The sequence below is a fragment of the Pelovirga sp. C15f genome, from assembly GCF_057178085.1.
The window spans coordinates 226,822-249,722 of sequence record NZ_JBXUCV010000001.1 but is presented as its reverse complement, the minus strand read 5'-3'; the positions used below and the strand labels follow the sequence as shown (position 1 = coordinate 249,722).

At 49.1% G+C, this 22,901-nt stretch carries 24 protein-coding genes and 3 tRNA genes; 3 read left to right on the top strand and 24 right to left on the bottom strand.

Annotated elements, in window-relative coordinates:
• Nucleotides 1–269: 269 nt before the first annotated feature.
• From amrA to AC1931_RS01215, 3 genes are all read left to right on the top strand, one after another.
• On the top strand, nucleotides 270–824 hold the full coding sequence (amrA, locus tag AC1931_RS01225; RefSeq protein WP_483875405.1) for an AmmeMemoRadiSam system protein A: 555 nt from the start codon (nucleotides 270–272) through the stop codon (nucleotides 822–824).
• Nucleotides 825–1,005: 181 nt separating this feature from the next.
• A complete protein-coding gene (locus AC1931_RS01220; RefSeq protein WP_483875404.1) occupies nucleotides 1,006–1,746 on the top strand; it encodes a methylenetetrahydrofolate reductase in 741 nt (246 codons plus the stop codon).
• Nucleotides 1,747–1,781: 35 nt separating this feature from the next.
• Nucleotides 1,782–2,951, top strand: coding sequence for an aminotransferase (locus AC1931_RS01215; RefSeq protein ID WP_483875403.1), 1,170 nt, complete (start codon nucleotides 1,782–1,784; stop codon nucleotides 2,949–2,951).
• Nucleotides 2,952–2,961: 10 nt separating this feature from the next.
• Here AC1931_RS01215 and AC1931_RS01210 read toward each other — a convergent pair whose 3' ends face one another.
• The 24 genes from AC1931_RS01210 to AC1931_RS01095 all read right to left on the bottom strand — a co-directional run bounded on the left by AC1931_RS01210 (nucleotide 2,962) and on the right by AC1931_RS01095 (nucleotide 22,888).
• Nucleotides 2,962–3,120 (bottom strand): rubredoxin, encoded by a 159-nt coding sequence (locus AC1931_RS01210; RefSeq protein ID WP_483875402.1) that lies wholly within the window; start codon nucleotides 3,118–3,120, stop codon nucleotides 2,962–2,964.
• Between the two features lie 82 nt (nucleotides 3,121–3,202).
• Nucleotides 3,203–3,277: transfer RNA gene (locus tag AC1931_RS01205), tRNA-Val, on the bottom strand.
• 303 nt (nucleotides 3,278–3,580) lie between these two features.
• Nucleotides 3,581–4,249 (bottom strand): PEP-CTERM sorting domain-containing protein, encoded by a 669-nt coding sequence (locus tag AC1931_RS01200; protein ID WP_483875401.1) that lies wholly within the window; start codon nucleotides 4,247–4,249, stop codon nucleotides 3,581–3,583.
• 869 nt (nucleotides 4,250–5,118) lie between these two features.
• Nucleotides 5,119–5,195 (bottom strand) — tRNA-Arg (locus AC1931_RS01195).
• 45 nt (nucleotides 5,196–5,240) lie between these two features.
• Nucleotides 5,241–5,756 carry an adenine phosphoribosyltransferase gene (locus tag AC1931_RS01190; protein ID WP_483875400.1) on the bottom strand — a complete coding sequence of 172 codons (516 nt, stop codon included), beginning with the start codon at nucleotides 5,754–5,756 and terminating at the stop codon, nucleotides 5,241–5,243.
• 24 nt (nucleotides 5,757–5,780) lie between these two features.
• Nucleotides 5,781–6,743, bottom strand: coding sequence for a sigma-70 family RNA polymerase sigma factor (locus AC1931_RS01185; protein WP_483875399.1), 963 nt, complete (start codon nucleotides 6,741–6,743; stop codon nucleotides 5,781–5,783).
• A gap of 46 nt (nucleotides 6,744–6,789) precedes the next feature.
• Complete coding sequence (locus tag AC1931_RS01180; RefSeq protein WP_483875398.1) at nucleotides 6,790–7,557, bottom strand: peptidoglycan DD-metalloendopeptidase family protein; 768 nt, start codon at nucleotides 7,555–7,557, stop codon at nucleotides 6,790–6,792.
• A 67-nt stretch (nucleotides 7,558–7,624) separates the two neighbouring features.
• The gene (locus AC1931_RS01175) at nucleotides 7,625–8,221 is read right to left on the bottom strand and encodes a YqaA family protein (RefSeq protein WP_483875397.1); all 597 of its coding nucleotides are present in this window, start codon (nucleotides 8,219–8,221) and stop codon (nucleotides 7,625–7,627) included.
• A 21-nt stretch (nucleotides 8,222–8,242) separates the two neighbouring features.
• Nucleotides 8,243–8,899, bottom strand: a complete 657-nt coding sequence (locus AC1931_RS01170; protein WP_483876152.1) for a protein-L-isoaspartate(D-aspartate) O-methyltransferase — start codon at nucleotides 8,897–8,899, stop codon at nucleotides 8,243–8,245.
• A 2-nt stretch (nucleotides 8,900–8,901) separates the two neighbouring features.
• Nucleotides 8,902–9,660 (bottom strand): 5'/3'-nucleotidase SurE, encoded by a 759-nt coding sequence (gene surE, locus AC1931_RS01165; RefSeq protein ID WP_483875396.1) that lies wholly within the window; start codon nucleotides 9,658–9,660, stop codon nucleotides 8,902–8,904.
• 4 nt (nucleotides 9,661–9,664) lie between these two features.
• Nucleotides 9,665–10,039 carry a MerR family transcriptional regulator gene (locus tag AC1931_RS01160; RefSeq protein WP_483875395.1) on the bottom strand — a complete coding sequence of 125 codons (375 nt, stop codon included), beginning with the start codon at nucleotides 10,037–10,039 and terminating at the stop codon, nucleotides 9,665–9,667.
• An 18-nt stretch (nucleotides 10,040–10,057) separates the two neighbouring features.
• Nucleotides 10,058–10,339, bottom strand: coding sequence for an integration host factor subunit alpha (locus AC1931_RS01155; protein ID WP_483875394.1), 282 nt, complete (start codon nucleotides 10,337–10,339; stop codon nucleotides 10,058–10,060).
• A gap of 93 nt (nucleotides 10,340–10,432) precedes the next feature.
• Nucleotides 10,433–12,844, bottom strand: a complete 2,412-nt coding sequence (pheT, locus tag AC1931_RS01150) for a phenylalanine--tRNA ligase subunit beta (protein WP_483875393.1) — start codon at nucleotides 12,842–12,844, stop codon at nucleotides 10,433–10,435.
• 20 nt (nucleotides 12,845–12,864) lie between these two features.
• Complete coding sequence (gene pheS / locus AC1931_RS01145; RefSeq protein WP_483875392.1) at nucleotides 12,865–13,884, bottom strand: phenylalanine--tRNA ligase subunit alpha; 1,020 nt, start codon at nucleotides 13,882–13,884, stop codon at nucleotides 12,865–12,867.
• A 145-nt stretch (nucleotides 13,885–14,029) separates the two neighbouring features.
• A complete protein-coding gene (gene rplT, locus AC1931_RS01140) occupies nucleotides 14,030–14,386 on the bottom strand; it encodes a 50S ribosomal protein L20 (RefSeq protein WP_483875391.1) in 357 nt (118 codons plus the stop codon).
• Nucleotides 14,387–14,507: 121 nt separating this feature from the next.
• Nucleotides 14,508–14,705: a 50S ribosomal protein L35 gene (gene rpmI / locus AC1931_RS01135; RefSeq protein WP_483875390.1), complete on the bottom strand. Its 198-nt coding sequence runs from the start codon at nucleotides 14,703–14,705 to the stop codon at nucleotides 14,508–14,510.
• A 200-nt stretch (nucleotides 14,706–14,905) separates the two neighbouring features.
• Nucleotides 14,906–15,418 (bottom strand): translation initiation factor IF-3, encoded by a 513-nt coding sequence (gene infC / locus AC1931_RS01130; RefSeq protein WP_483876151.1) that lies wholly within the window; start codon nucleotides 15,416–15,418, stop codon nucleotides 14,906–14,908.
• A gap of 80 nt (nucleotides 15,419–15,498) precedes the next feature.
• Nucleotides 15,499–17,415 carry a threonine--tRNA ligase gene (gene thrS / locus AC1931_RS01125; RefSeq protein WP_483875389.1) on the bottom strand — a complete coding sequence of 639 codons (1,917 nt, stop codon included), beginning with the start codon at nucleotides 17,413–17,415 and terminating at the stop codon, nucleotides 15,499–15,501.
• Nucleotides 17,416–17,489: 74 nt separating this feature from the next.
• A tRNA-Val gene (locus AC1931_RS01120) sits at nucleotides 17,490–17,564 on the bottom strand.
• Nucleotides 17,565–17,777: 213 nt separating this feature from the next.
• On the bottom strand, nucleotides 17,778–18,785 hold the full coding sequence (locus AC1931_RS01115) for an NAD-dependent epimerase (RefSeq protein WP_483875388.1): 1,008 nt from the start codon (nucleotides 18,783–18,785) through the stop codon (nucleotides 17,778–17,780).
• An 87-nt stretch (nucleotides 18,786–18,872) separates the two neighbouring features.
• Nucleotides 18,873–19,151 (bottom strand): ComEA family DNA-binding protein, encoded by a 279-nt coding sequence (locus AC1931_RS01110; protein ID WP_483875387.1) that lies wholly within the window; start codon nucleotides 19,149–19,151, stop codon nucleotides 18,873–18,875.
• 117 nt (nucleotides 19,152–19,268) lie between these two features.
• The gene (locus AC1931_RS01105) at nucleotides 19,269–20,180 is read right to left on the bottom strand and encodes a lysophospholipid acyltransferase family protein (RefSeq protein ID WP_483875386.1); all 912 of its coding nucleotides are present in this window, start codon (nucleotides 20,178–20,180) and stop codon (nucleotides 19,269–19,271) included.
• Nucleotides 20,181–20,373: 193 nt separating this feature from the next.
• Nucleotides 20,374–21,804, bottom strand: a complete 1,431-nt coding sequence (locus tag AC1931_RS01100) for an O-antigen ligase family protein (RefSeq protein WP_483875385.1) — start codon at nucleotides 21,802–21,804, stop codon at nucleotides 20,374–20,376.
• Nucleotides 21,782–22,888, bottom strand: coding sequence for a glycosyltransferase family 4 protein (locus AC1931_RS01095; protein ID WP_483875384.1), 1,107 nt, complete (start codon nucleotides 22,886–22,888; stop codon nucleotides 21,782–21,784). Before AC1931_RS01095 ends, AC1931_RS01100 begins: the two co-directional genes overlap by 23 nt.
• Nucleotides 22,889–22,901: the final 13 nt, after the last annotated feature.

The following is a 22,901-nucleotide window of genomic DNA, read 5'->3' as shown; positions in this document are numbered from 1 at the left end:
GCCGGGCTTCCTGTTGTGGAGTCAGGGGCCTATCATCCGTAATCTTTTCGACAAGTGCCCTCGGGGCACATCCGGCAACCACAAGCAGGATAAAAACAACCAACAAAAATTGAACAATTCGTACCAACAGATACCCCATTTGCAAATGATCAAGTCAATATCACTCTAATGCCTGATATTAAAACAGTTGCACCGAAAACAAGCAGCAACTATAAGTTATCTCGTCGCCGAAAAACAACTTTTTCACCTATTTAAAATAAGGAGCTGCCATGATGACCGAAACCGCAACGCAGTTCTTGCTGAACATTGCACGAACCGCGATTGACCATAAAATCAATAACCAACCCTATAGCCCGCCACCCCGGGAAGAACAGTCACTTAATGACCGCGCAGGGTGCTTTGTCACCCTTAAAATGAACGATCAATTGCGCGGCTGTATCGGCAATTTTCAGTCCCGCCGCCCTCTGTATCAGGAGGTGGCGTTAATGGCTGTTGCTGCCGCAACCCAGGACCCGCGTTTCGCACCCCTGACCAAACCCGAACTTGATCTGGTAAATATTGAAATCACCATACTGTCGCCACTGGAAAAAATCTCCGATCCCGAAGATATCACCATTGGTGAACATGGTATTTATCTTGAACATGGCATCAACCGGGGCGTTTTGCTCCCTCAAGTCGCTACTGAACACCAATGGGATGCCTTGACTTTTCTGCGTCAGACCTGTCAGAAGGCCGGGCTGGCAGCAGACATGTGGCAGGCGCCTGATACCGAGATTTATCGATTCCGTGGTGAGATCATTGCAGAGAAGCCTGGCGCCCTGTAACCTGTAACCTGTAACCTGACGGAAAGAGTGCTCAGGAGGTTGGGGAATCAACAAGGTATGACCATGGCTGCTTGCCCTTAGCTGATCTACATTGAGCATAACGTCGTTGACACTTTAAATAACAAGCATGACAAGACAGATCATGAACTACAGGGAACTAAATCCTTTGTCAGGAGCCGGAATGACTGAAATTTCACTGGAACTTGTACCCCGGAGTGAATCTTCCCTGCGAAAAGAGCTGGAACTGGTGTGCCGGCATCTCCCGCTGGTGAAAAGGATCAATATCCCTGACATCCTGCGTTTTAATATGCGCAGCTGGCAGGGCTGCGCCATTGCTGGAGAGTACGTTCCTCGCACTATCCCCCACTTGCGCGCCATCGATTTTAATCCTGATGCGCCCCTGCCGATTTTTGAACAGCTGCGTGACAGTAAAATCGAGGCGTTACTGATTATCAATGGCGATCCGCCGCAGGAGATGAAACACACCTACTACCGTACCAGTTCCCTGGAATTGATTCGGCGTATCAAGCGGGAATGCCCCGAGCTGACCATTTACGCTGGAATTGATCCCTATCGTAGCGGCATCAAGGATGAAATCGACTACATGCGTGCCAAACAGGACGCCGGCGCTGATGGTTTTTTTACCCAGCCGTTTTTTGATCTGCGCTTGATGGAGATTTACCAGGGATTCTTCCGTAATACCATCGTTTACTGGGGGGTTTCACCGGTTCTTACCGACAGTAGTCGCAGTTACTGGGAGAATAAAAACCACGCCATATTTCCGCGCGACTTTGAACCGACCCTGGAATGGAATCGTGAATTTGCGCGCAAGGTTCTGGAATTCAGCAAGAGCCATGATGACAATGTTTACTTTATGCCGATCAAAACCGACATCATCCAGTATCTCCAGGGCATTCTTTAATGTCAGGTTACGAGCACTCGGGTGGATTTTAAGTCATGAAGATCAATAACCGCATATTCCAGGTGCAGCCACCTCCAATTACCGAAGTCAAAAACTGGCTTGGTGGGGACTGTATCTTGGAAACAACCGCCCTGCTTGATCTCTGCCAGGCGGTACCAAATTATCCACCGGCACCCGGCCTCATTGCTTGTCTGCACACAGCCCTTGATGATCCGGCTACCTACCGTTACAGCCCGGACGAAGGGTTGCCGGAAGTACGGACAGATCTGTGTAACTGGTATCAGCGTCACTACCAGAGTGGCCCCGAGCCCGACCAGGTCTGCCTGACCATAGGTGCCAGTCAGGCTTTCTGGCTGGCGATGCTGTGCCTGTGTCAACCAGGGGATGAAATCATTGTCCCCCTGCCGGCCTATTTCGATCACTTGATGGCATTGCAAAGTTATGGAATAACGTCATCATGCATTCCCTTTAATCCAGCCACCGGCGGTCTTGTGAGCCTTGCTGCCATCGAAGAGAAGATCACCCCAAGGACCCGTGCCCTGCTACTGGTGTCGCCCAGCAACCCGACCGGGGCGATTATCCCGCCCCGGCAACTGGAGCAACTTTTTGATCTCGCTCAGGCGCACTCCATCATCCTGATAATTGACGAAACCTATAACAGCTTTATCAGCGACTTCAGAAACTCCCCTCCGCACCGGCTCTTTTCGCGTAGAAACTGGCAGAACAACTTTGTTCACATTGCGTCCTTCGGCAAAACCTTTGCCTTGACCGGCATGCGCTGTGGCGCTCTGATTGGTGCTGCGGAACTGATCGAACAGGGGTTGAAAATTCAGGACAGTATGGTGGTTTGCCAGCCACGCCCGGCACAACTGGCCCTACAATATGGCTGTTGTCATCTAGATGGCTGGATTGTAGAAAAAGCACAGCAGATGCAGGAACGCCATACCGCCGTTACTGCTTGCTTCGGCACGGGAATCAACGGGTTTGAGTTGACCGCCAGTGGTTCTTTTTTCGCCTGGGTCAAGCACCCCTGGGTCGGCATGAGTGGTCGCCAGGCAGCACGGAAGCTGCTTGAGCGGGCGGGGATTATCTGTTTGCCGGGCGAGACCTTCGGTCCAGGTCTGGAGCCCTACGTGCGGCTGGCCTTTGGCAACATCGAAACGGCCCAGATAAGTGAATTGGAACAGCGACTAAGAAGACTATAAGATACCTGGTTTAGTCCAGGGGATCAAATTGATCCCGCTCTGCATAACACAAAGGGCAAACCCATTCCGGCGGCAAATCAGCAAATTCAGTGCCGGGAAGCACATTATTCAAAGAATCGCCCTGTTCGGGATCATAAACATAACCACAGCAGGTGCAGATATAGCGCATATTATTTCCATCCTTTGAAACTCAAGTGTCAAACCTGAACAAAAAAAGACCCAAGTCATATAAGCTTGAGTCTTGTATCTTTTGGTGGGCGGTACTGGGATTGAACCAGTGACCCTTCGCGTGTGAGGCGAATGCTCTCCCGCTGAGCTAACCGCCCGCATGACGCACTTTTATAGCAGCATCATGGTGATCTGTCAATTGGTTGTTCTCGCGCCCCGGGAGGAGTCAAACCTTCGGGTACTACTTATCACGACACACTGTCCGTGATAGTTAATAGTGGAAGATCCGAAGGAAATCAACCAGCTGATAAGGGAATATTATAAACGGTTGGAAAGAACGTCATTGGTCAATGTCGGTTATCGGATGCTTCATCATCTGAAGTAACAGGGCGGCACAAAAAAGCGAGGCCATAGCTGACCCCGCTTCTTTTGTCGATAATTTTTACAGTTATCGGAAAACTTTACGTTTTGTTGTTCATTCGACGACGATATAACGCCAGACCGGCAAGCCCGGAACCGAGGAGCAGTAGCGTGCCGGGCTCTGGGACGGGAGCAGGAACAGCGCCAGTATTGATCTCGACATTGTCAATACGGACACCAGAAGTAGAGTTAGCAATAGAGTCTAACGTGGCGAATGAAAACTGTAAACTGAACAGGTTTCCTGTTCCTACAAGCGATAGTAAGTCAGTGCTGAAGTAAGAGTAGGAGGTGCTTCTTGTCTCAGGTGAAAAAATAGTCTCTACATCGCTTTCGAGCAAGACATTGACAGATAAGAGGTCGAAGATGCTACCACCTTCAGAGTCGTCAAGCCAGTCAAAGCTAACCGAGCATATATCACCGCATACAAACTCTGATGTTGTCGCTGTACCGCTATTTGCGAAGCCAAATGTATCGTAATTCCCATTTAGAGTGGTGCCCTCTGTTTCGTCTTTAACATATCCAAGCGCTTGAGTTCCATTCGGTGAGTTGCCGGTTACGTGCCAGAGACCGGACAGAACCCAACCCTGCGCCTCGCCGTCGTTGAAGTTTTCAATGAGTGATGCACTTGCTACGTTGATCCCGACGAGCACATATAGAAGAATGAAAATTGCCACGAGTTTTACGAGTCTATAACTGTTGGATTTTTCCATTTATACGTCTCCTTTACATGCTGATCTCCACTACTTGTGAAGATTTACTTAAATTATTTTCTCCTTTCCATTGTTACCATATTGGTTAGCAATACGCGTACCATGATACCTAATGCTAACCATTTCAGTGGGTTACGGTGGTCAAAATAATAAAAAAATAATGTGTAAAAAATGTCGACACATAATTTATTAGAATATGGAAATGATTAGGGTCACGCACTCTGACCAGCGAACACTGGCAGATGTTAGCCTATAACATTTCCGCCAGAATCCGCACCAAGAGGCTTCGGGTTGAACGCCACGTTGTCAATGTATAGGTGGACGTTTCGCACACACAGAAAGGCTAGCAATACGAGGAGGGAAGACAAAGGAATTTGATAAAACTTGAAACGGCAGAATGTCAACATGGCAGGACGATAAGAAAACAACCAATAGAAACCTACGAACCACTAGCCCAACGCAATAAAAAGCCCCTCGTGCCGCCGGAGGAGGGCAACACGAAGGGCTAGAAGGACGTAAACACCCCCTACAAACTTAATGTAGCCGACCACTTGGAACGCGTCAAACAGGTTTAGCCCTACCCTATCGGTCGACGACAAAAAGGAAACAACTCTTTTTTGTTTCCCATTAATAACAGACCCGGTCACAGGTTAATGTTTTTGTGATAAAAAATTCGCCTAATAATTAGCCAAGAGGCTGTTTATATAATTTTTACGGTTCAAGGAGCGTTAACTCACTTCGCCGCCATCACGGCGGCTCCTGCGTCGGCTCCCCTGCGCCCACTGACGCGGCCGTCCATGGCCGCTCTTCTGACATCCAGTCAGCGTTCGCTGCGCTTCTAATCTTCCTGTTGAATTGTTTAATATTAATGGCGACCCCAGGAGGATTCGAACCTCCGGCCTACTCCTTAGGAGGGAGTCGCTCTATCCAGCTGAGCTATGGGGTCGTATGCAGGCTTATACATCAAACCGCTGCTTGCGGCAACCCATCATCAGAATTTCAGCAGGCTGAAAACCTTCCCCTCGGGCAACTTACTGCGACCATTCAGAAACTCCAGCTCCGCCAGAAAAGCACACTCAACCAACTCGGCATCGGCACGGTCAAGGAGTTGAATCACGGCGGCCATGGTGCCGCCGGTGGCAAGCAGATCATCGGCAATAATAACCCGGTCACCTTTCTTGAATGCGTCTTCATGGATTTCAAGAATATCACTGCCATATTCCGGGTCATAGGTTACCTGATGGGTTTTGTAGGGGAGTTTTCCCGATTTACGTACCAGGGTGATGCCGGTACCAAGCTTATATGCCAGTGCCGCCCCGAGAATAAACCCGCGTGCTTCAATACCGACGATTTGATCAATTTTCTCACCAATATAGCGATGGGCAAGCAAGTCAATCATGCGTTGATAACTTTTTGCATCGGCCAGTAAAGTGGTAACATCCTTAAAGATGATCCCTTTTTTGGGAAAATCGGGGATATCCCGAATAATATTCTTTAAATCATCCATTTACTGTTCTCCCATAAACAATGGTTAAGGTTCAGACGACATGAGTTTTTGCTGAGCGGCTTTGCGCAGGGTTGCCAAACTCTTGGCCTCAATCTGGCGGATACGCTCGCGGGTCACCCCGAAAAGTTGGCCGATGGTGTCGAGGGTTTGAGGTTCGGAATCGTCCAGACCGAAACGCATAATCAGAATGTCACGTTCGGTCTCGGTCAAATCAGCCATCAGCTCTAACACATGGGCAAAAAGATCGACATCTTCTATCGTGCTGGCAGGATCAACAAGATTTTTGTCCTCTACGGTATCAATGAGGCTGTAATCATTATTGTCCCCCATGGGATGCTCAATTGAATAGGTCTTTCTGAGCAGAATCTGCATCTTTTCCACCTGCGCCTCACCAACACCCATAGCGGCAGCGATTTCTGCGGTGGAGGGATCACGTTTAAGGGTCTGAACCAGTTCGCGATTCACCTTAACAAGCTTATTGATTTCGTCGGCGACATGTACCGGCAAGCGAATGGTGCGGCTTTGATTCACCAGAGCCCGCTCAATCGACTGCCGAATCCACCAGGTAGCGTAGGTAGAAAAACGACACCCCTTGCTGACTTTGAACTTTTCAACAGCCTTGATCAGACCCATGTTGCCTTCTTCGATCAGATCAAGAAAAGGCAGGCCGCGATTCATGTAACGCTTGGCAATTTTAACAACCAGGCGCAGATTCGATTCGATCATCCGCGCTCTGGCGTGATCATCCCCGGCAGCGATCAATTCAGCCAGTTCACGTTCCTGGGCGGCGCTTAACAGCTGACTTTTCTGGATGTCCTTGAGATAGAGCTTGATGGCATCAGCCGTTGATGACTGATCATCAGACTGGTATTCCTTTTCTTCTTCCTCTTCCACTGCATCCGCTTCCTGATCTCGGGTATTCTCCTCACCATCAGGTAAAGTATCCAACTCTTCCGGTTGCTCCTCTTCTGAATTGTATCCGCTCATCAATAATCTCCAAATCCCTGGGTTTTAAATATGGTCGCAGTGATCACTATGGGAGATACAATTGAGGATTTACCGGTTCCTTTCCCGATCGAACCTCAAAATGCAAACGTGGCTCCCCCCCCGCAGGCGGGGTCCCAGACAAGGCAATTCTGTCGCCCCGGCTGACAAATACCCCCTGATTTACCAGAGTGCGCTGATTGAATCCGTAAACAGTAAATAGCTGGTTATCGTGCTGTAAAATCACCAGATGTCCGTAACCACTGACTCCATCGCCACTATAAATAACCCGCCCGGCTTCGGCTGCCAGTACGGATGAGCCCGGCATCGCAGCTATTTCAATACCGCGCCCCGCACCCGTTTCTGCCGCTGAGCTGAACTGTCGTACAATGCGCCCTTTAAGTGGCCAGTTCAGTTTCTTCTGTGGCACGCCGGCAACAGTGGAGGGTGGTGGTGATGATGGTGGCACCGGGGTTGGGCGGGTTACCGGGGCAGGAACAGATGCTGGAGATGCGGACGTTGCTGGTCGCAACGGAGGGGTTGTGCGGGTCGTCGTGGAAGCCGGTGGCGATGTTATTACTTCAACGCGACGGTGCTGATCTGTTCCCGGAATAAACAGCTTGGTACCGGCTCGCAGTTGCGTCGGGTCGGATATATTGTTGATACGGGCGAGATAATTGCTATCAATCCCATAAGTACGACTGATCCTGAAAAGGGTTTGACCCGGAGCAACCGTATGATAGACCCCACGGTGACAGGCTGACAAAAAAGTCATAACTGTCACAGCGATCAACAGAGCCAATGAGAAGCGGGACAAAGACACGATCACCTTTCTGCGGCCGGCAATTAAAAGAAGATTGTCTACTTGTCGTCAGCCCTGGCCATCAACTGGTCAGCCGAACGACAACAACTGCAACCACAATAAGAACAAAAACAATGATGGTTAACAGATTGAAGTACTTTTCAATCAGAGTGCGAGCCGGCTGACCCATATAATAGAACAGGGTGGCAACCAGATAAAAGCGTAAACCGCGGCCAATCAGGGATGCCAGCATAAATACCGGGAAATTGATGGCAAACACGCCGGCGGCAATAGTAAATATCTTGTAAGGGATCGGGGTGAAACCGGCCGCAAAAATGATCCAGAAATCATATTCGCTGAATAGTTCTCCAACCCGAGCAAAACCTGTTTCGGTAATACCCGGCACATAGGCGTAGAAATGTACCGCCAGCACATCCCACAGCCCCCAGCCGATGGCATAGCCTAGTGCGGCACCCAGCACGGAACCGATCGTGGCAATCAGGGCATAGCGGAACGACATCTGCGGCATGGACAGGGCCAGAGCCATAATCAGAACGTCGGGCGGGATTGGGAAAAAACTGGCTTCGGTAAAGGCGAGCAATCCCAACGCCAGCAGCGCGTAGCGGCTGTTGGCCCAGGTCAGTACCCAGTCGTAGAGGCGGCGGATAGATTTCAGCATGATAAGACCACCGCAAGGTTCCTAGGTTTCATCGGCGTCAGACCAACCAGCTGCGCCGATCAGTGGTACAAAGCGACAAGCCATCAGTTCTTCACGTTTAAACTGATCTTTATCAAGGCGGGTTATGCGTATCAGGCTTTGCTGATTATAACCTCCGACCGGCATAACAAGTTTGCCACCTACAGATAACTGCGCCAGATATTCCTGTGGTATATCAGGAGCGCCGGCAGCAACTAAAATCCTGTCGAATGGAGCTTGATCTTTCCATCCCAGGGTGCCATCCGCAGTCTTTATATTGACGTTACTGATGTGCAATTGATCAAGCACCTTGCGGGCGCAGGCAGCAAGGGTAGCGATACGTTCAACGGAATAGACACGTTTAGCCAACAGGGCAAGTATGGCGGTCTGATAGCCTGAGCCGGTACCGATTTCAAGCACCCGTTCCTGCCCCTGTAAATTCAGTGCAGCTGACATGACAGCAACCATGTAAGGCTGGGAGATGGTCTGTTTGTGCCCGATCGTCAGAGGGCCATCAGCATAGGCGTGACCGCGCAGACCCTCATTAACGAACAAATGACGCGGCACCTTGTTCATCACATCAATCAGACGCGGATCGTCAATCCCGCGGGCAACAATCTGTTGTTCGACCATACGCCGCCGAGCGACAGAGTAGTCCACCATCACGCTCCTTCCTCATCGCACTGAAGTGACCAAGTTTTCAGGCTCTCGCAACAACTGTCACTGGTCAGATTGGTGTACAGGGGCGTTATCGAGATAAATCCTCGTGATAGGGCAGAGCAATCGGTACCTGGTATATCCTCAAAACCAACGCTGGAACCCCCGATCCAGTAATATTTTCGACCACGGGGGTCTTCATTAACAATTACGGCCTTGCCATAACGGCGTTTGCCCTGACGGGTAATTTTCACCCCACGACAGCTGCCGGAGGGGATATTGACATTAAGAAAAGTATCGGGCGGCAATCCTTTTTTCATCACCTGCCCGGCAAGACTAACGACAAACCGGGTTGCAACCAGCAGGTCAGATTCTGAAAATATGCTGGCGTCCAGGGATACGGCTATGGACGGTATCCCCATCAAAGAAGCTTCCAGCGCCGCGCTGACGGTTCCTGAATAGGTAATATCATCGCCCATATTACTACCACTGTTAATGCCCGAAACTACCAGGTCGGGGCGCTGCATTATCAAGCCGTGAATTCCCAGATTGACACAGTCAGTCGGGGTTCCATCGACGGCAAAGATGCCCGGCTCAATTTCTTGAGCACGCAGTGGATGCTCCAGAGTAAGGGCATGACCAACGGCGCTGCGATTGCGATCCGGAGCAACAATCACAGCCTCGCCGAGGGTCGCCATGGCGCCCGCAAGCGCTCTCAGACCGGGAGAATATACGCCATCATCATTGGTTACCAATATCAGCACGTCATTACTTTTCGATGGGTCTTTGGTTTTCTAACAATGATTGGCGCAACGCCAACAGATCTGACTTAACCTGTATCAACCGTTGCTGTACGGAAGGAGAGGACTCTTCACTTGAAGCGGCAGGCAGGTCGAGACTATTTTGATGATCAAGCTGATTACGCGCTCCGGCTATAGTAAAGCCCTGATGATAAAGAAGGTCTTTGATCAACAGGGCAGTTTCTACATCCTTACGGCGATAAAGTCGCTGATTGGTTCGACTTTTAACCGGATTAAGGCAGCCGAACTCTGTCTCCCAATAACGCAATACATGGGTTTTAAGATCGAGAAGATCCGCCACCTCACCTATTTTAAAAAACAGTTTGTCGGGTATATCAGCCACAGCTTCTCTTTAAGTAGCTCAGGGAGCCTCGTTGATAGCTGCCTTGAGTACCTGACTCGGCTTGAATGTCAGAATTTTACGAGCAGAGATTTCAATTTCGCCGCCGGTCTGCGGATTGCGCCCGCGCCGGGAGGCTTTTTCTTTGACAACAAAATTGCCAAAGCCGGCAATCTTGATTTTTTCACCGTCCTCGAGAGTTGACTTCATCAAGTCAAAAACCATCTCGACAATTTCGGCAGATTCTTTTTTTGAGAACCCGGTTGTCAGATAAACATTCTCTATCAAATCTGCTTTTGTCATAAACCCTCCTACCCTTTTCAAATAAGACTGGAACCAAGTATCTATTTGATTTCAATAGTTTGTACCATAGAGACAAAGTTGCCGCAAGTGCTATCAGCGAATTTCAGCAGCTAATTTTTCGCATAAGGTGCTGATCATCCTGTCATGCGCTTTGCCAACCTCTTCTTCCGTGAGAGTCTTGGTCATGTCGCGATAACGAATACGAACCCCGATGCTTTTTTTGCCAGACGGAATGCCTTTTCCGATGTAGAGATCAAACAGGGTCAGATCCTCAACGGTTCTGGCCTGGTGCTGACGTAAAATATCAAGAATCTGTTCGGCCCGAACCTCCTCATCCACCAGCAACGCCGTATCACGACTGACATCGGGAAAGCGTGACAGGGGAGTAAAAGACCGGCGTGAAACACAGCGGCAAAGCAATTCCTCAGCATCCAGATCAAGCAGATAAGCCGGCTGATCAATATCAAACGCTGACAAGGTGCGGGGGTGGACCTCGCCTAGATACCCCAGGAGGACCCCATCCTCAGCCGTCAGGGCACAGGACTTGCCAGGATGCAGATAAGGTTGTGTTGACCTTGCGTCAAATCTGACATGTTCCAGTCCAAAAGCTGTCAGAATATTCTCAACCGTCCCCTTCAAATCGTAAAAATCCACCAGGGCACTACTCTGCGCCCAACCTTCGGGCTCTCTGCGTCCCGTCATGACGGCAGACAGGGACAAGCGTTCAGTTGTTTGGTCTCCTTCACCAGACAAAAAAACCGGCCGCAATTCAAACAAACGCAGGTCAGTGCTGCGGTAATTCAGGTTCCTGGTAACCGTTTCCAGCAGACTCGGTACCAGACTGGTGCGCATCACCGCCTGTTCTTCCGAAAGTGGATTTAAAATCGGTACCTGACAGCGACGCACATCATCCTCTGGCAGCCCGATCCTCTCAACCGCGTGAGCAGCAATGAAAGAATAATTGATGGTCTCAGAAAACCCGGCAGCGACCAGCATATCGCGCAATTTTTTCTGCAGGCGCTGATGATCAGCCGGTACGCTCGCGTCAACTGCGCCAACCGGCATCGTTACCGGAATTTTATCGTAGCCATAAAGACGCGCAATTTCTTCAATCAGGTCAATCTCGCGCTCGAGATCCGGGCGAAAGCTCGGGATACTGACCTCAAACAGGGGGATTTCACCTGGGCATATTGCAACGTTCAAACCAATGGATTCAAGACACTGACTGACCGTGGCAGCGTTCAGAGGGAGGTCAAGGGTGCGCTGGACACTCGCCAACGCTAACTTAACCTTTCGTTGTGGCAGCGCCTGTGGATAAGTGTCAATGACATCAGCCAGAACGTTGCCGCCTCCCAATTCCGCCATCAGAGCCGCGGCCCGATCCAAGGCAACGGGAACCATATCAACGTCTGCGCCACGTTCAAAACGATGTGAGGATTCGGTATGCAAACCATGACGCTTACTCGTACGACGCACCGATAACGGGTTAAAATATGCCGCTTCAAGCAAGATTGTTTGCGTATCATCCTGGACCTCGGAATTCAACCCGCCCATCACACCTGCCAGGGCGACAGCTTTACGACCATCACAAATCATCAGGTCATCTGCTGAGAGGTGATGTTCCTGACCGTCAAGGGTACCGAATTTTTCACCTTCTTGTGCGCACTTAACGACGATGCGCCCGTCCTCAACAAAGCGAAAATCAAAAGCATGAAGCGGATGCCCCAATTCCATCATGACGTAGTTGGTGACATCGACAATATTGTTGATCGAACGCATACCAACCGCCTCTAGACGCCGCACCATCCAGTCGGGTGAGGGTCCAATGTTTACCCCGCGAATCATGCGCGCAGCATAACGTGGACAGGCTTGAGTGTTTTCAATATCAACGCTGGCGTGCGACACTATTGATTCACCAGCCTCCGTCAGTTTTATCGTCGGGAGTTTCAGTTGTTTGCCGTACAGGGCCGCTACTTCACGAGCAACTCCGATAATACTGAGACAGTCCGGACGGTTCGGGGTCAAACCAATTTCAATCTGATAGTCTCGCCACCCCATTACATCAAAAACCGGCTGACCCAGCGGTAGTTGTGCCGGCAGAATCATGATCCCTTCAGACGCATCAGCCAATCCCAGCTCTTTTTCAGAGCACAACATGCCACAGGAAACCTGGCCGCGAATCTTCGATTTTTTTATCTTGAAATCGCCCGGCAAAACCGTACCCGGCTGCGCCAGCGCCACCAGATCTCCCGCCTTGTGATTGGTCGCACCACAGACCACCGAGACGACTTCGCTGCCGGTATTGACCTGACACAGGGTCAGACGATCGGCGTCCGGATGGGGATCGACCTGGTCTAGCCTGGCAACGATCACCGTCTCAAGACCGGCACCCAATTCTTTGATGGAATCGACCTCGAGGCCGGCCATGGTCAGGCGATGACATAATTCTTGCGGCGGCGCGTCAATATCCACAAATTCTTTTAACCAGTTATAGGTAACGATCATAACTTTTTGGCCCTTTGCGCTTAACTGAACTGCTTTAAGAAGCGTATATCGTTTTCAAAGAACAGGCGCAGATCACTGACTCCATACTTCAACATGGCAATCCGCTCAAGACCCATGCCAAAGGCAAATCCGCTGTAATGTGTTGCGTCATAGTTGACCGCGGCAAAAACTTCCGGATCAATCATTCCGCAGCCAAGAATCTCCAACCAGCCGGTGCCACCACACACTCGACAACCGCTTCCGCCACAGATAACACAGGCGATATCGACCTCGGCGCTGGGCTCAGTAAACGGGAAGAAAGAAGGGCGGAAACGCACCTGCAGCCCGGCGCCAAAATATTCATTGAGAAAATGGGTCAAAATCCCTTTCAGGTCGCCAAAGGTTACCCGCTCATCGACCAGAAACCCCTCAATCTGATGAAACATCGGGCTGTGGGTCAGGTCGGAATCGCGCCGATAAACGGTCCCTGGGGCAATAATGCGGATAGGAGGCGGCTGCTTCAGCATGGTACGGATCTGTACCGGTGAAGTATGGGTTCGCAGTACCAGATCATCATTGATGTAAAAGGTGTCCTGCATATCCCTGGCGGGATGATCCTTGGGAATATTGAGAGCTTCAAAATTGTAGAAATCCTTCTCAATCTCGGGGCCCTCCTCTACCGAAAAGCCCAGGCGGGAAAAAATATCAACGATATCGTCGGTTACCAGGGACACCGGATGCAGACTGCCGCAAGGGTTTTTACGTCCGGGCAGAGTCACATCGATTGTTTCTCGATTGAGTCGGGTCGAAATTTCAAGTTCATCAAGATGAATCTGGCGTTGTGCATACGCCTCTTCAAAAGCATCCTTGAAGGTATTAACAAGACTTCCAATCGCCGGACGTTCCTCCGCAGAAAGGTCACGCATCCCCTTCATGATATCGGTCAGGCTCCCTTTTTTGCCGAGAACCTGGATTCTGATTGCCTGAAGATCTTTCAGTGATGCAGCAGCTTGCAACGCTGCCAAAGAATCGTGCTGAAGTTGCTGTATACGTTCTATCATGACGTTGTCCGTATCTCGAGCTACCGCGTACCGGTGGTTTAGTTCAGATCTTGACTTTTACAGGGAAAACGAGAAAAAACAGCTTGCAAAAAAAAAGGGAGACAGAGCCTGGCACTCGGTCTCCCGGAAATGAACACCTATCTATTTACTGCAGACGGGCTTTGGCCGTTTCGGCAATAACGCTGAAAGCCGCAGGATCATTAACAGCAAGATCGGCCATAATTTTGCGATCAAGACCTATTTCGGCCTGCTTTAAGCCATGGATCAAACGACTGTAAGACAACCCATTTTCACGCGCAGCGGCATTAATGCGAGCAATCCACAGGGCACGGAAATCGCGCTTTTTTACACGTCGGTCACGAAACGCATAATTTAAGGCACGATCAACTGCCTCGGTTGCTGAGCGAAACAATTTACTCCGGGCACCACGGTACCCTTTTGCCAGTTTAAGAATCTTGTTACGACGACGTCTGGCTTTGAAACCTCTTTTTACTCTTGCCATCTCACTTGCTCCTTCACTTAAATGGTGGTTTCGGCATCTGCCGTGGCCGGATCTGCAGGGGGAGATCGTCCCCACAGTTCACTGCCGTAACTGCTTCGGGCAGTTACATCTTTTTTACATGCTACAGGTAAGGAATCAGTTGACCGATATTTCTCTCATCGGCCTTATTCACCGTACTTCCCTGGCGCAGGTTGCGCTTACGCTTCGTCGTTTTTGAGGTAAGGATGTGGCTGGTATAAGCCTTGTTGCGACGAATCTTGCCGGTACCGGTTTTACGGAAACGCTTGGCGGCACCGCGATTTGTTTTAATCTTTGGCATGGTTCTCTCCTGTTACCGATGTGACTGTACACAGCCACAGACTTTTAAAAATGCTTTCGCAGAAAGCAATAGTTGGGATAGCTAAGCAAAAAACGCCAAATGCAAGGCCCGCCATTGTCGAGCAGTGAGACGTACTTACGTACGTCGAAGCAGTGAAACGATGGCAGTAACGCCGCAGTTGGTGAGTTTTTGCGACGCAATCATTTTTTAAGTGGACCGATCATCATGGTCATGAAGCGCCCCATCTTGCTTGGTTGGGCTTCAACCTGGCCAATATCTTTTAACGCTTCAACAGCTTTATTAAGCTGCATCATTCCCTGCTCAGGGTGGGCATTTTCGCGTCCGCGAAACATGATAGTCAATTTGACCTTATTACCTTCGTCAAGAAAGCGGCGGGCATGTTTCATTTTAAAGAGGAAATCATGCTCGTCGGTTTTTGGACGCATCTTAACTTCTTTTATTTCGAACTTGACTTGCTTTTTCTTCGCTTCCGATGAACGCTTGGCCTGCTGGTATTTGTATTTGCCATAATCCATGATCCGGCACACTGGAGGCTCAGCCTGTGGTGAAACTTCAACCAGATCCAGGCCTTGCTCCCGCGACAACTCCAACGCCCGGTCAATATCAAGAACTCCCAACTGGCCGCCCTCATCATCAATAACACGCACCTGGCGAGCCCTGATGTCTTCGTTGATGTTCGCTTCTTTGGCTATGACATGTCTCCTATTCTTGGCAAGCTAAGGCACTTTTTCACACATAAAAGACCCGCTACGGGCCTCTTGCTCAGCGCTAACTATTTATATGCTGCGGCCTCTGCCGCAACAAATGCAGCAAAATCCGCCGCACTTAACGAATCCAAGGTACTGCCATCACGGAAGCGCGGTGCCACCGTCTGCTCTTCCATTTCCCGATCGCCAATAACCAGCATGTAGGGAATCTTTGCTACCTGTGCTTCACGAATTTTAAAGCCCAGTTTTTCGTTACGCAGATCAAGCTCAACCCGTACACCAGCAGCGCGCAACTGCTCAAAAACCTGCTGGGCGTACTCTGCCTGACGATCCGTCACGTTCAGCACGATGGCTTGTACCGGAGATAACCAGAGAGGGAAACTACCAGCATAATGTTCAATGAGAACACCAATGAACCGCTCGATGGAACCAACAATCACCCGGTGAAGCATGACCGGGCGGTGTTTTTCTCCATCCTGTCCTGTGTAGGTCAGATCAAAACGTTCCGGCAGGGTAAAATCGCACTGGATTGTAGCACACTGCCACTCCCTGTCAAGCGCGTCCTTGAGCTTTACATCAATCTTTGGCCCGTAAAAAGCACCATCACCTTCATTGACCTCATAGGGTTCACCAACATCATCCAGAGCATTTCTTAAAGCGCCGGTTGCCAGTTCCCAGTCAGCATCACTGCCGATCGACTTTTCCGGACGGGTTGACAGCTCCATGGTGTAATCAAAACCAAAAATACCGGCGACATCCCGGACAAAAGACATGACACCTTTGACTTCCGCGTCAATCTGATCGGGACGACAAATGATATGGGCATCATCCTGGGTAAAACCTCGGACCCGCAACAGACCGTGTAATACGCCGGACTTTTCGTGACGATGGACAGTCCCCAGCTCAAAATAACGAACCGGGAGGTTACGATAGGAGCGTGGTTTTGATTTGTAAATGAGCATGTGGGCCAAACAGTTCATCGGCTTGATACCGTAGCCCTGTTCGTCAACCTCGGTGAAATACATATTTTCCCGATAGTTGTCGTAATGGCCGGACGTTTTCCACAACTCGGTTTTCAGCAGCTGCGGACCGACAACAATATCGTAACCGCGCTTAAGGTGCTCCTTACGCTCAAAATCCTCTATCAGCATTCGCAACAGCGCCCCTTTGGGATGCCAGAGAACCATCCCTGCACCAATCTCATCACTGAAAGAGAACAGATCGAGCTCACGTCCCAGCTTGCGATGATCACGCTTACGCGCCTCTTCAAGCCGCTCCAGATGCTTTTTTAGATCTTTTTTATTCAAAAACGCAGTCGCATAAATGCGCTGGAGCATCGCCTTCTTTTCGTCGCCACGCCAATAGGCACCAGCCAGGCTGGTCAACTTGAAGGCCTTAAAAACTCCGGTACGCGGCACGTGTGGTCCGCGACACAAATCGATAAAACTACCCTGCTGGTACAATGAAAGGGTGTCCTGCTCAAGATCTTCAATCAGTTCAACCTTGTAGTTCTCACCCATGGAGCGAAACATGGCGATTGCCTCGTCACGATTCATCACCTTACGTTCAACGGCCATGTCAGCTCTTGCCAGTTCTTCCATCTTGGCTTCGATGACGGGAAAATCTTCGGGAACAAACTTTTTGGTTTCGCTGTAAAAATCGTAGTAGAAACCATCCTTGATCGCCGGTCCGATGGTAACCTGCACCTCGTTACCATATAGTTCCTTGACTGCTTGTGCCATCAGGTGCGCACAAGAGTGGCGAATCATCTCCAAAGCTTCCGGAGAGTTGAGGGTGATGAGCAGTAGCTTTCCGGATTCATCCAGGGCACGGGTGGTGTCAATCAGGACACCATTAAAACGTGCTGCGAGGGTTTGGCGTGCCAGCCCTTCACTGATTGACAGGGCAATATCGTAAGGTGTCGCGCCAGCTTCAACATCCTTGATCGATCCATCTGGAAGTTCTATCTGTATAGCGGCCATCAGCATTATCTCCAAAACAAAAAAGGCATCGGTTAGATGCCTTGACTCGGTTGGAATTGTCTCGCTGCAGTCGCTGGTAGGCACGGGCGGGATTGAACCGCCGACCCCTACCGTGTCAAGGTAGTGCTCTCCCACTGAGCTACGTGCCTGCAACAACCGAGGCGTCCTTTTAACAAATCACAACAGAAAAAGTCAAGCGCTTTCATGATGCTTTCGCAAAAAAGCATCAAGTTGGATGGCTAAGCAAAAAGCGCCGAATGCAAGGCGCGCCATTGTTGAGCAATGAGGCGTACTTACGTACGTCGAAGCAGTGAGACAATTGCAGCAACGCAGCAGTTGGTGAGTTTTTGCGACGCCATCTTTTATTTCTTATAAAATTCCCGATACCAGGCAACAAAACGCTCTACGCCAACCTCGATTGGCGTTGCCGGCTTGAAACCGACAGCGGCGCTTAAAGCATCAACATCGGCATAGGTCGCCGGTACGTCACCGGGCTGGATAGGGAGCATATTTTTCTGCGCTGTAACTCCCAGTTTTTCCTCCAGTACCTCGATCAGATACATCAGCTCTACGGGGTTATTGTTGCCGATATTATAAAGTCGGTAGGCTGCCGCGCTGGTACCCGGATCAGGGGTTGCACCGTCCCAGTTGGCATTGGCGGTTGCGGTATGATCCAGGGTACGCACAACCCCCTCGACAATATCATCGATGTAAGTAAAATCGCGCCGCATCTTGCCGTAGTTATAAACATCAATCGGCTCACCTGCCAGAAGCGCCCGGGCAAATAGAAACAGAGCCATGTCAGGGCGCCCCCAAGGGCCGTAGACGGTAAAAAAACGCAGTCCCGTAGTCGGCAGTCCATAGAGGTGGCTGTAGGTATGGGCCATCAACTCATTAGCTTTTTTACTGGCCGCGTAGAGGGACAAGGGGTGATCGACGTTGTCATGCACTGAAAAAGGCATGCTGGTGTTGGCGCCATAGACCGAAGAAGACGAGGCGTACACCAGATGCTCCACGTTGGCGTGACGGCACCCCTCAAGGATATTGATAAACCCCTGCAGATTACTGTCGATGTAGGCGTAGGGATTGATCAGGGAATACCGCACCCCGGCCTGGGCCGCGAGATTGACAACCCGGTCAAAACCCTCGGCGCGAAACAGATCGGCAATGCCTTCACGGTCGGCCAGATCGATTTTGACCAGTCGGAAATTGGAATGGTTCTCAATCTGTGCCAGGCGGGCATACTTGAGATTCACATCGTAATAATCGTTGAGGTTGTCAAGCCCAACGACCTCATCACCACGTTTGAGAAGCCTTTGACAAAGGTGGAAACCAATAAAACCAGCAGCACCGGTCACCAGAACCTTCATTTGTTATCTCCGTAAAAAAAAACGGGAGGGGGCAATACCCCCACCCGTCAGCGTTGCGTGAGTGGCCGGATAATCGGTTGTAGAGACTTACTTGTCTTCAACCGTCAGTTGATCACGAAACTTCGTCAGGGTCTTCTCTCCAACCCCTTTCACATTAGTCAGTTCATCAATACTGCTGAATTTTTTTTCTTGTCGATAATCAACAATCTTTTGTGCCGTAGCCAGACCGACACCATTTAATTGAGTTAATTGTTCTACACTCGCCGTGTTGATATTGATTTTTTCCAGACTGAACGCCGGCTGGCCGAAAACACACAGAGTAAATACAACCAGGCAAACAACAAACACCTTTTTTACGTTGACCATGATAGCTCTCCTGAATTGAAAAAATGATTGGATGCCACAGGAAGACCCCCCTCCGCAACGTTGGAACGTTAGCATTTTCGACTAAAACATGGAATATTTTTTTTCGCTGATGAGAAATTACTGCAGTTGCTGCCTTTTCAAGTGTTTTTTTACCTTGCGATAGCGCCCGTAAGACCACAGATACTGTACCGGCACCAACTGAACACATTGTTCAATCTGCTGGTTCAATATTCCGGCGGCCTCCTGCTCATCGCTTGCGTCGAGCCCCTTACCAGCTTCGATCACATGAATCTTAAAACCCGCTCCGTGTGGCAGTCTTTCAGCAAAGGTGAAGAACACCGGCGCAGCGGTTTTCTGGATCAGTTTCGATATCAGGGTGATCGTGTTGGCTGGATGACTGAAAAATGGTACCAACACCCCGCCTCTTTTACCCGGATCCTGATCGGGCAGGATACCCACAACCTCATTGTTCTTCAGTGCTCTGAACAGGGCTTTTATGCCACTGACGTCCGTCGGCACCAGATTAGCTCCTTCACGCTCACGCGCCTTTCGCATGAAATCAGCCATCGATCTGACCCGCGGCGGGCGATAAAGGCTGGTAATAGGAAAATGGAGCGACCAATACCAGCCGATCAGCTCCCAGGCGCCTAGATGTGGAGATAAAACGATAACTCCTCTGCCTCGTTTCAATGCCTCACTTATCGTATCAACCCCTCCATCATCATGAACAAGGGGCAATAGTTTCTCACGCGGCCAACACCAGAGGGGTCCCAACTCACAGAAACTCTTACCCAGTTCTTTCAGGCTTTCTTTAAGCAATTGCTTACGTTGTTGTACCGACATTTGCGGAAAGGCAATGGTAATATTCTCTGAACTGATATTTTTAAGGGGATTAGGAATCAGCCATAACAGCTCCCCTAAAAGGACACCACAACTGTGACTCCACTTTAAAGGTAGCCAGGAAAAGAAATGCATGGCGGCCTGAAACAAAACACCCACAACCGGGCGTTGTTTGGATTTTTTTTTCATGGACCTTCCTCATACAAGTAGAGCCCCTGTCCATTTATTGCCTGGTTACTTATGTTATGAGGGCAGGCAGAACCATAAAACAAGTAAATCGGGGAGGAAAAACGCAACAAAAGGGCGAAGAGAACGAAACTTAAAAAAATTTATCTAAAACAGCATTGTTATCGTTTCCGGCGCTTGTCCTGTCAATCAATACTTACTTTGTGAATCGGAAATCAACCTTATTATGATGACAATCGTGTTGCCAGATATGGGTCAAAATTGCTCCACAGACAATATTGAAGATGTAGATACCACTCGAAAAAAACATATATGATTCAAAAAAATTGACGATCAACCAGAAGATCATAAAAAGCCAGAAAAATAATAGAAGATCGTTCGGCCCCCCCCCCTCTTTCCAAACCTGTAATGATTTCTTCAGCAGCCACCAGATTAAGAAGAAAAACAACAAACCTCCTGACAGACCGTAGCTGACCAGCAGATCAAGATAACTACTGTGCAAATGACCATAATCTCTTGGGATTCCGGAGTCTTCCATAACAAGTTGCCGACCTTCGCCACCCCATCCAATAAGTGGACTCTCCTTAATCCATGGCCAGGCGGTGGACCAGGAAATCAAACGAACTCCTATACTGGTTGATTCCAGTCCACTTTTATCATCCGAAAAAAAACGTTGAAAGTTCCCACTCTCCGTAGCTAGCCGATTGGTAACAATTGAATTCATAGAATCAAGTGACCAGACAAGAGAAAAACCTGTCAAAACACAAAGAACTAAAATCAACCAAAAAAGTTTTGAATTTTGTTTTCTTAGTTGGCTGTAAAATAGAGCAAAAGGAATATAAAGCGCACTTGCCCCTATCAACCCGAGCCAGATCCCTCGACTTTGAGAAAAAATAACCGCAAAACTACATAACAACAATGCCGCAAGCCAGATGACGAATCTAATCAAACGCCAACGATTCTTCGTCCCGATAAATCTTCCGGCGAAAGACACTAAACCGAGAAGGCATGTCCCATACAATAAAGCTGCATGTTGGGCATTATGCAGACCGAAATCTGTTCTTATACCTTTAAAGCCCAAAACCCAGTCCTGACAACCTGATCCCGTCACAAAGCTAGCACTAAGGGCTCCACAAAGGACCAACAAAAAAGTGATCATAACATTTTTTGTCTGTCCCCCAAAAATGACCGCAATTGGAATAAACAGAAACCAGTTTGTCAAACGATGTATCTTTGGTGAAGACTCTGCCAGCAGAGGGTAATCGATATAAGTCACCCCCCAAGAAACAAGCGGGATAAGTATTGCTACCCCGAGAAGACAAGTTAACAGGGATTTTCTAAGGTGTGCGCCATAAAAAAACCAGATAACAAATCCACCAAGACCAACTAATCGCAGAGAATATGTGCTAACCGGATCGTTAATCATCCCGAATACGGAGAAAAAAAATAGAGCGACAGTAGTTAAGTAGAGCAGCCAAAGTGGAGGGTTAACTAAATTATTTTTAAGACACAAAGGTCTTAATATTAATCCAAACCTAAGAAAAGAGAGTCTTGACATTAACATATTATTATCAAGGAGGCCTTCTGGAGAAGACTGAAGCACTTCAATGCGTAGCCAACAGGTCACGGTAAAAATCTATGGTTTTCAGAGCGACCTTCTCCCACGAGAATATTTCAACCGCCCTCTGCCGACTCTTCTCGCCCATCTTTTGCGTTCTTGCATGGTCTTCGTACAATGCCTTTATGGCAAGCCCCAATTCCCGTGGAGCGCCGGGTTCAATCAACAATCCACTAATTCCTTCATCAATGATATAAGGAAGGCCGCCAACTCTACTGGCAATAAGGGGTAACCCACATGCCATCGCCTCGAGTCCGGCAATACTTGTTGCTTCCATCTTAGAAGGAAGAACCGCCACATTAGAGCCGCGATAGATATCCGGCATCTCTGAGTTGGGAACGGCTCCAAGCATATGAAGATGAGCTGAACCAATATTCTGTGTTACGATTTTTTTTAAATTTTCACGCTCATGACCATCCCCAGCCACAACAAGGTGCAAACATGGCAGCTCTATATATTTTGTCGCCTCAGCGAGACAATCGATACCTTTTACCTTATGCAACCGACCTGAAAATAAAATGATGAAATCTGTTTCTAATAAACCAAGATTCTTTCTAAGTGAAGATTTCCCTGGAGAAAATTTATCAACATCCACCCCATTTGACACGAAATGAACAGGTTTTCTGTATCCAATTTCAATGGTCTTATCAACCAGTATCTGGCTTGGAGCGATCACTAAAGAAGCAGTTCGCAGCAATTTCAACATTTTTTTTTGCTTAGTTGGACCAAGATCAACGCGCTTAAGAAATGAAGAAGTGTGGTTCGTAAAAACAACCGGCAGGTTTAAATTTTTGCAGGCGGCTAAAGGGCGCATTCCATGAACATGAACTATATCCACCGCCCTGATATTCATCAGCGAACGTATCTTTCTTGAAATTTGCCAGTCGTAAACAAGATGATTGGCAGCAAGTGGAATTCGATGGATATTGACCCCTTCACATTCTTCATACTGGACATTTTTTTTATCTTTAAGACGGGTGACAACATCAACCTGATGCCCAAGTCGAGCCAATGCCAAAGATAATTCTTCAACGTGCGTTTGTATCCCACCTATACTTGGAGGAAACTCATTACTTAGCATCAGAATATTCATCGATAGCCATTTC

Coding starts and splice junctions, on each gene's coding strand:
- AC1931_RS01200 (WP_483875401.1), bottom strand. CDS start 4,249: ATGGAAAAATCCAACAGTTATAGACTCGTAAAACTCGTGGCAATTTTC.
- AC1931_RS01210 (WP_483875402.1), bottom strand. CDS start 3,120: ATGCGCTATATCTGCACCTGCTGTGGTTATGTTTATGATCCCGAACAG.
- AC1931_RS01095 (WP_483875384.1), bottom strand. CDS start 22,888: ATGAATATTCTGATGCTAAGTAATGAGTTTCCTCCAAGTATAGGTGGG.
- thrS (WP_483875389.1), bottom strand. CDS start 17,415: ATGGCCGCTATACAGATAGAACTTCCAGATGGATCGATCAAGGATGTT.
- AC1931_RS01185 (WP_483875399.1), bottom strand. CDS start 6,743: ATGAGCGGATACAATTCAGAAGAGGAGCAACCGGAAGAGTTGGATACT.
- pheS (WP_483875392.1), bottom strand. CDS start 13,884: ATGATAGAACGTATACAGCAACTTCAGCACGATTCTTTGGCAGCGTTG.
- rplT (WP_483875391.1), bottom strand. CDS start 14,386: ATGGCAAGAGTAAAAAGAGGTTTCAAAGCCAGACGTCGTCGTAACAAG.
- pheT (WP_483875393.1), bottom strand. CDS start 12,844: ATGATCGTTACCTATAACTGGTTAAAAGAATTTGTGGATATTGACGCG.
- AC1931_RS01115 (WP_483875388.1), bottom strand. CDS start 18,785: ATGAAGGTTCTGGTGACCGGTGCTGCTGGTTTTATTGGTTTCCACCTT.
- rpmI (WP_483875390.1), bottom strand. CDS start 14,705: ATGCCAAAGATTAAAACAAATCGCGGTGCCGCCAAGCGTTTCCGTAAA.
- AC1931_RS01105 (WP_483875386.1), bottom strand. CDS start 20,180: ATGAAAAAAAAATCCAAACAACGCCCGGTTGTGGGTGTTTTGTTTCAG.
- AC1931_RS01110 (WP_483875387.1), bottom strand. CDS start 19,151: ATGGTCAACGTAAAAAAGGTGTTTGTTGTTTGCCTGGTTGTATTTACT.
- AC1931_RS01190 (WP_483875400.1), bottom strand. CDS start 5,756: ATGGATGATTTAAAGAATATTATTCGGGATATCCCCGATTTTCCCAAA.
- amrA (WP_483875405.1), top strand. CDS start 270: ATGATGACCGAAACCGCAACGCAGTTCTTGCTGAACATTGCACGAACC.
- AC1931_RS01220 (WP_483875404.1), top strand. CDS start 1,006: ATGACTGAAATTTCACTGGAACTTGTACCCCGGAGTGAATCTTCCCTG.
- AC1931_RS01215 (WP_483875403.1), top strand. CDS start 1,782: ATGAAGATCAATAACCGCATATTCCAGGTGCAGCCACCTCCAATTACC.
- AC1931_RS01155 (WP_483875394.1), bottom strand. CDS start 10,339: ATGACAAAAGCAGATTTGATAGAGAATGTTTATCTGACAACCGGGTTC.
- AC1931_RS01175 (WP_483875397.1), bottom strand. CDS start 8,221: ATGCTGAAATCTATCCGCCGCCTCTACGACTGGGTACTGACCTGGGCC.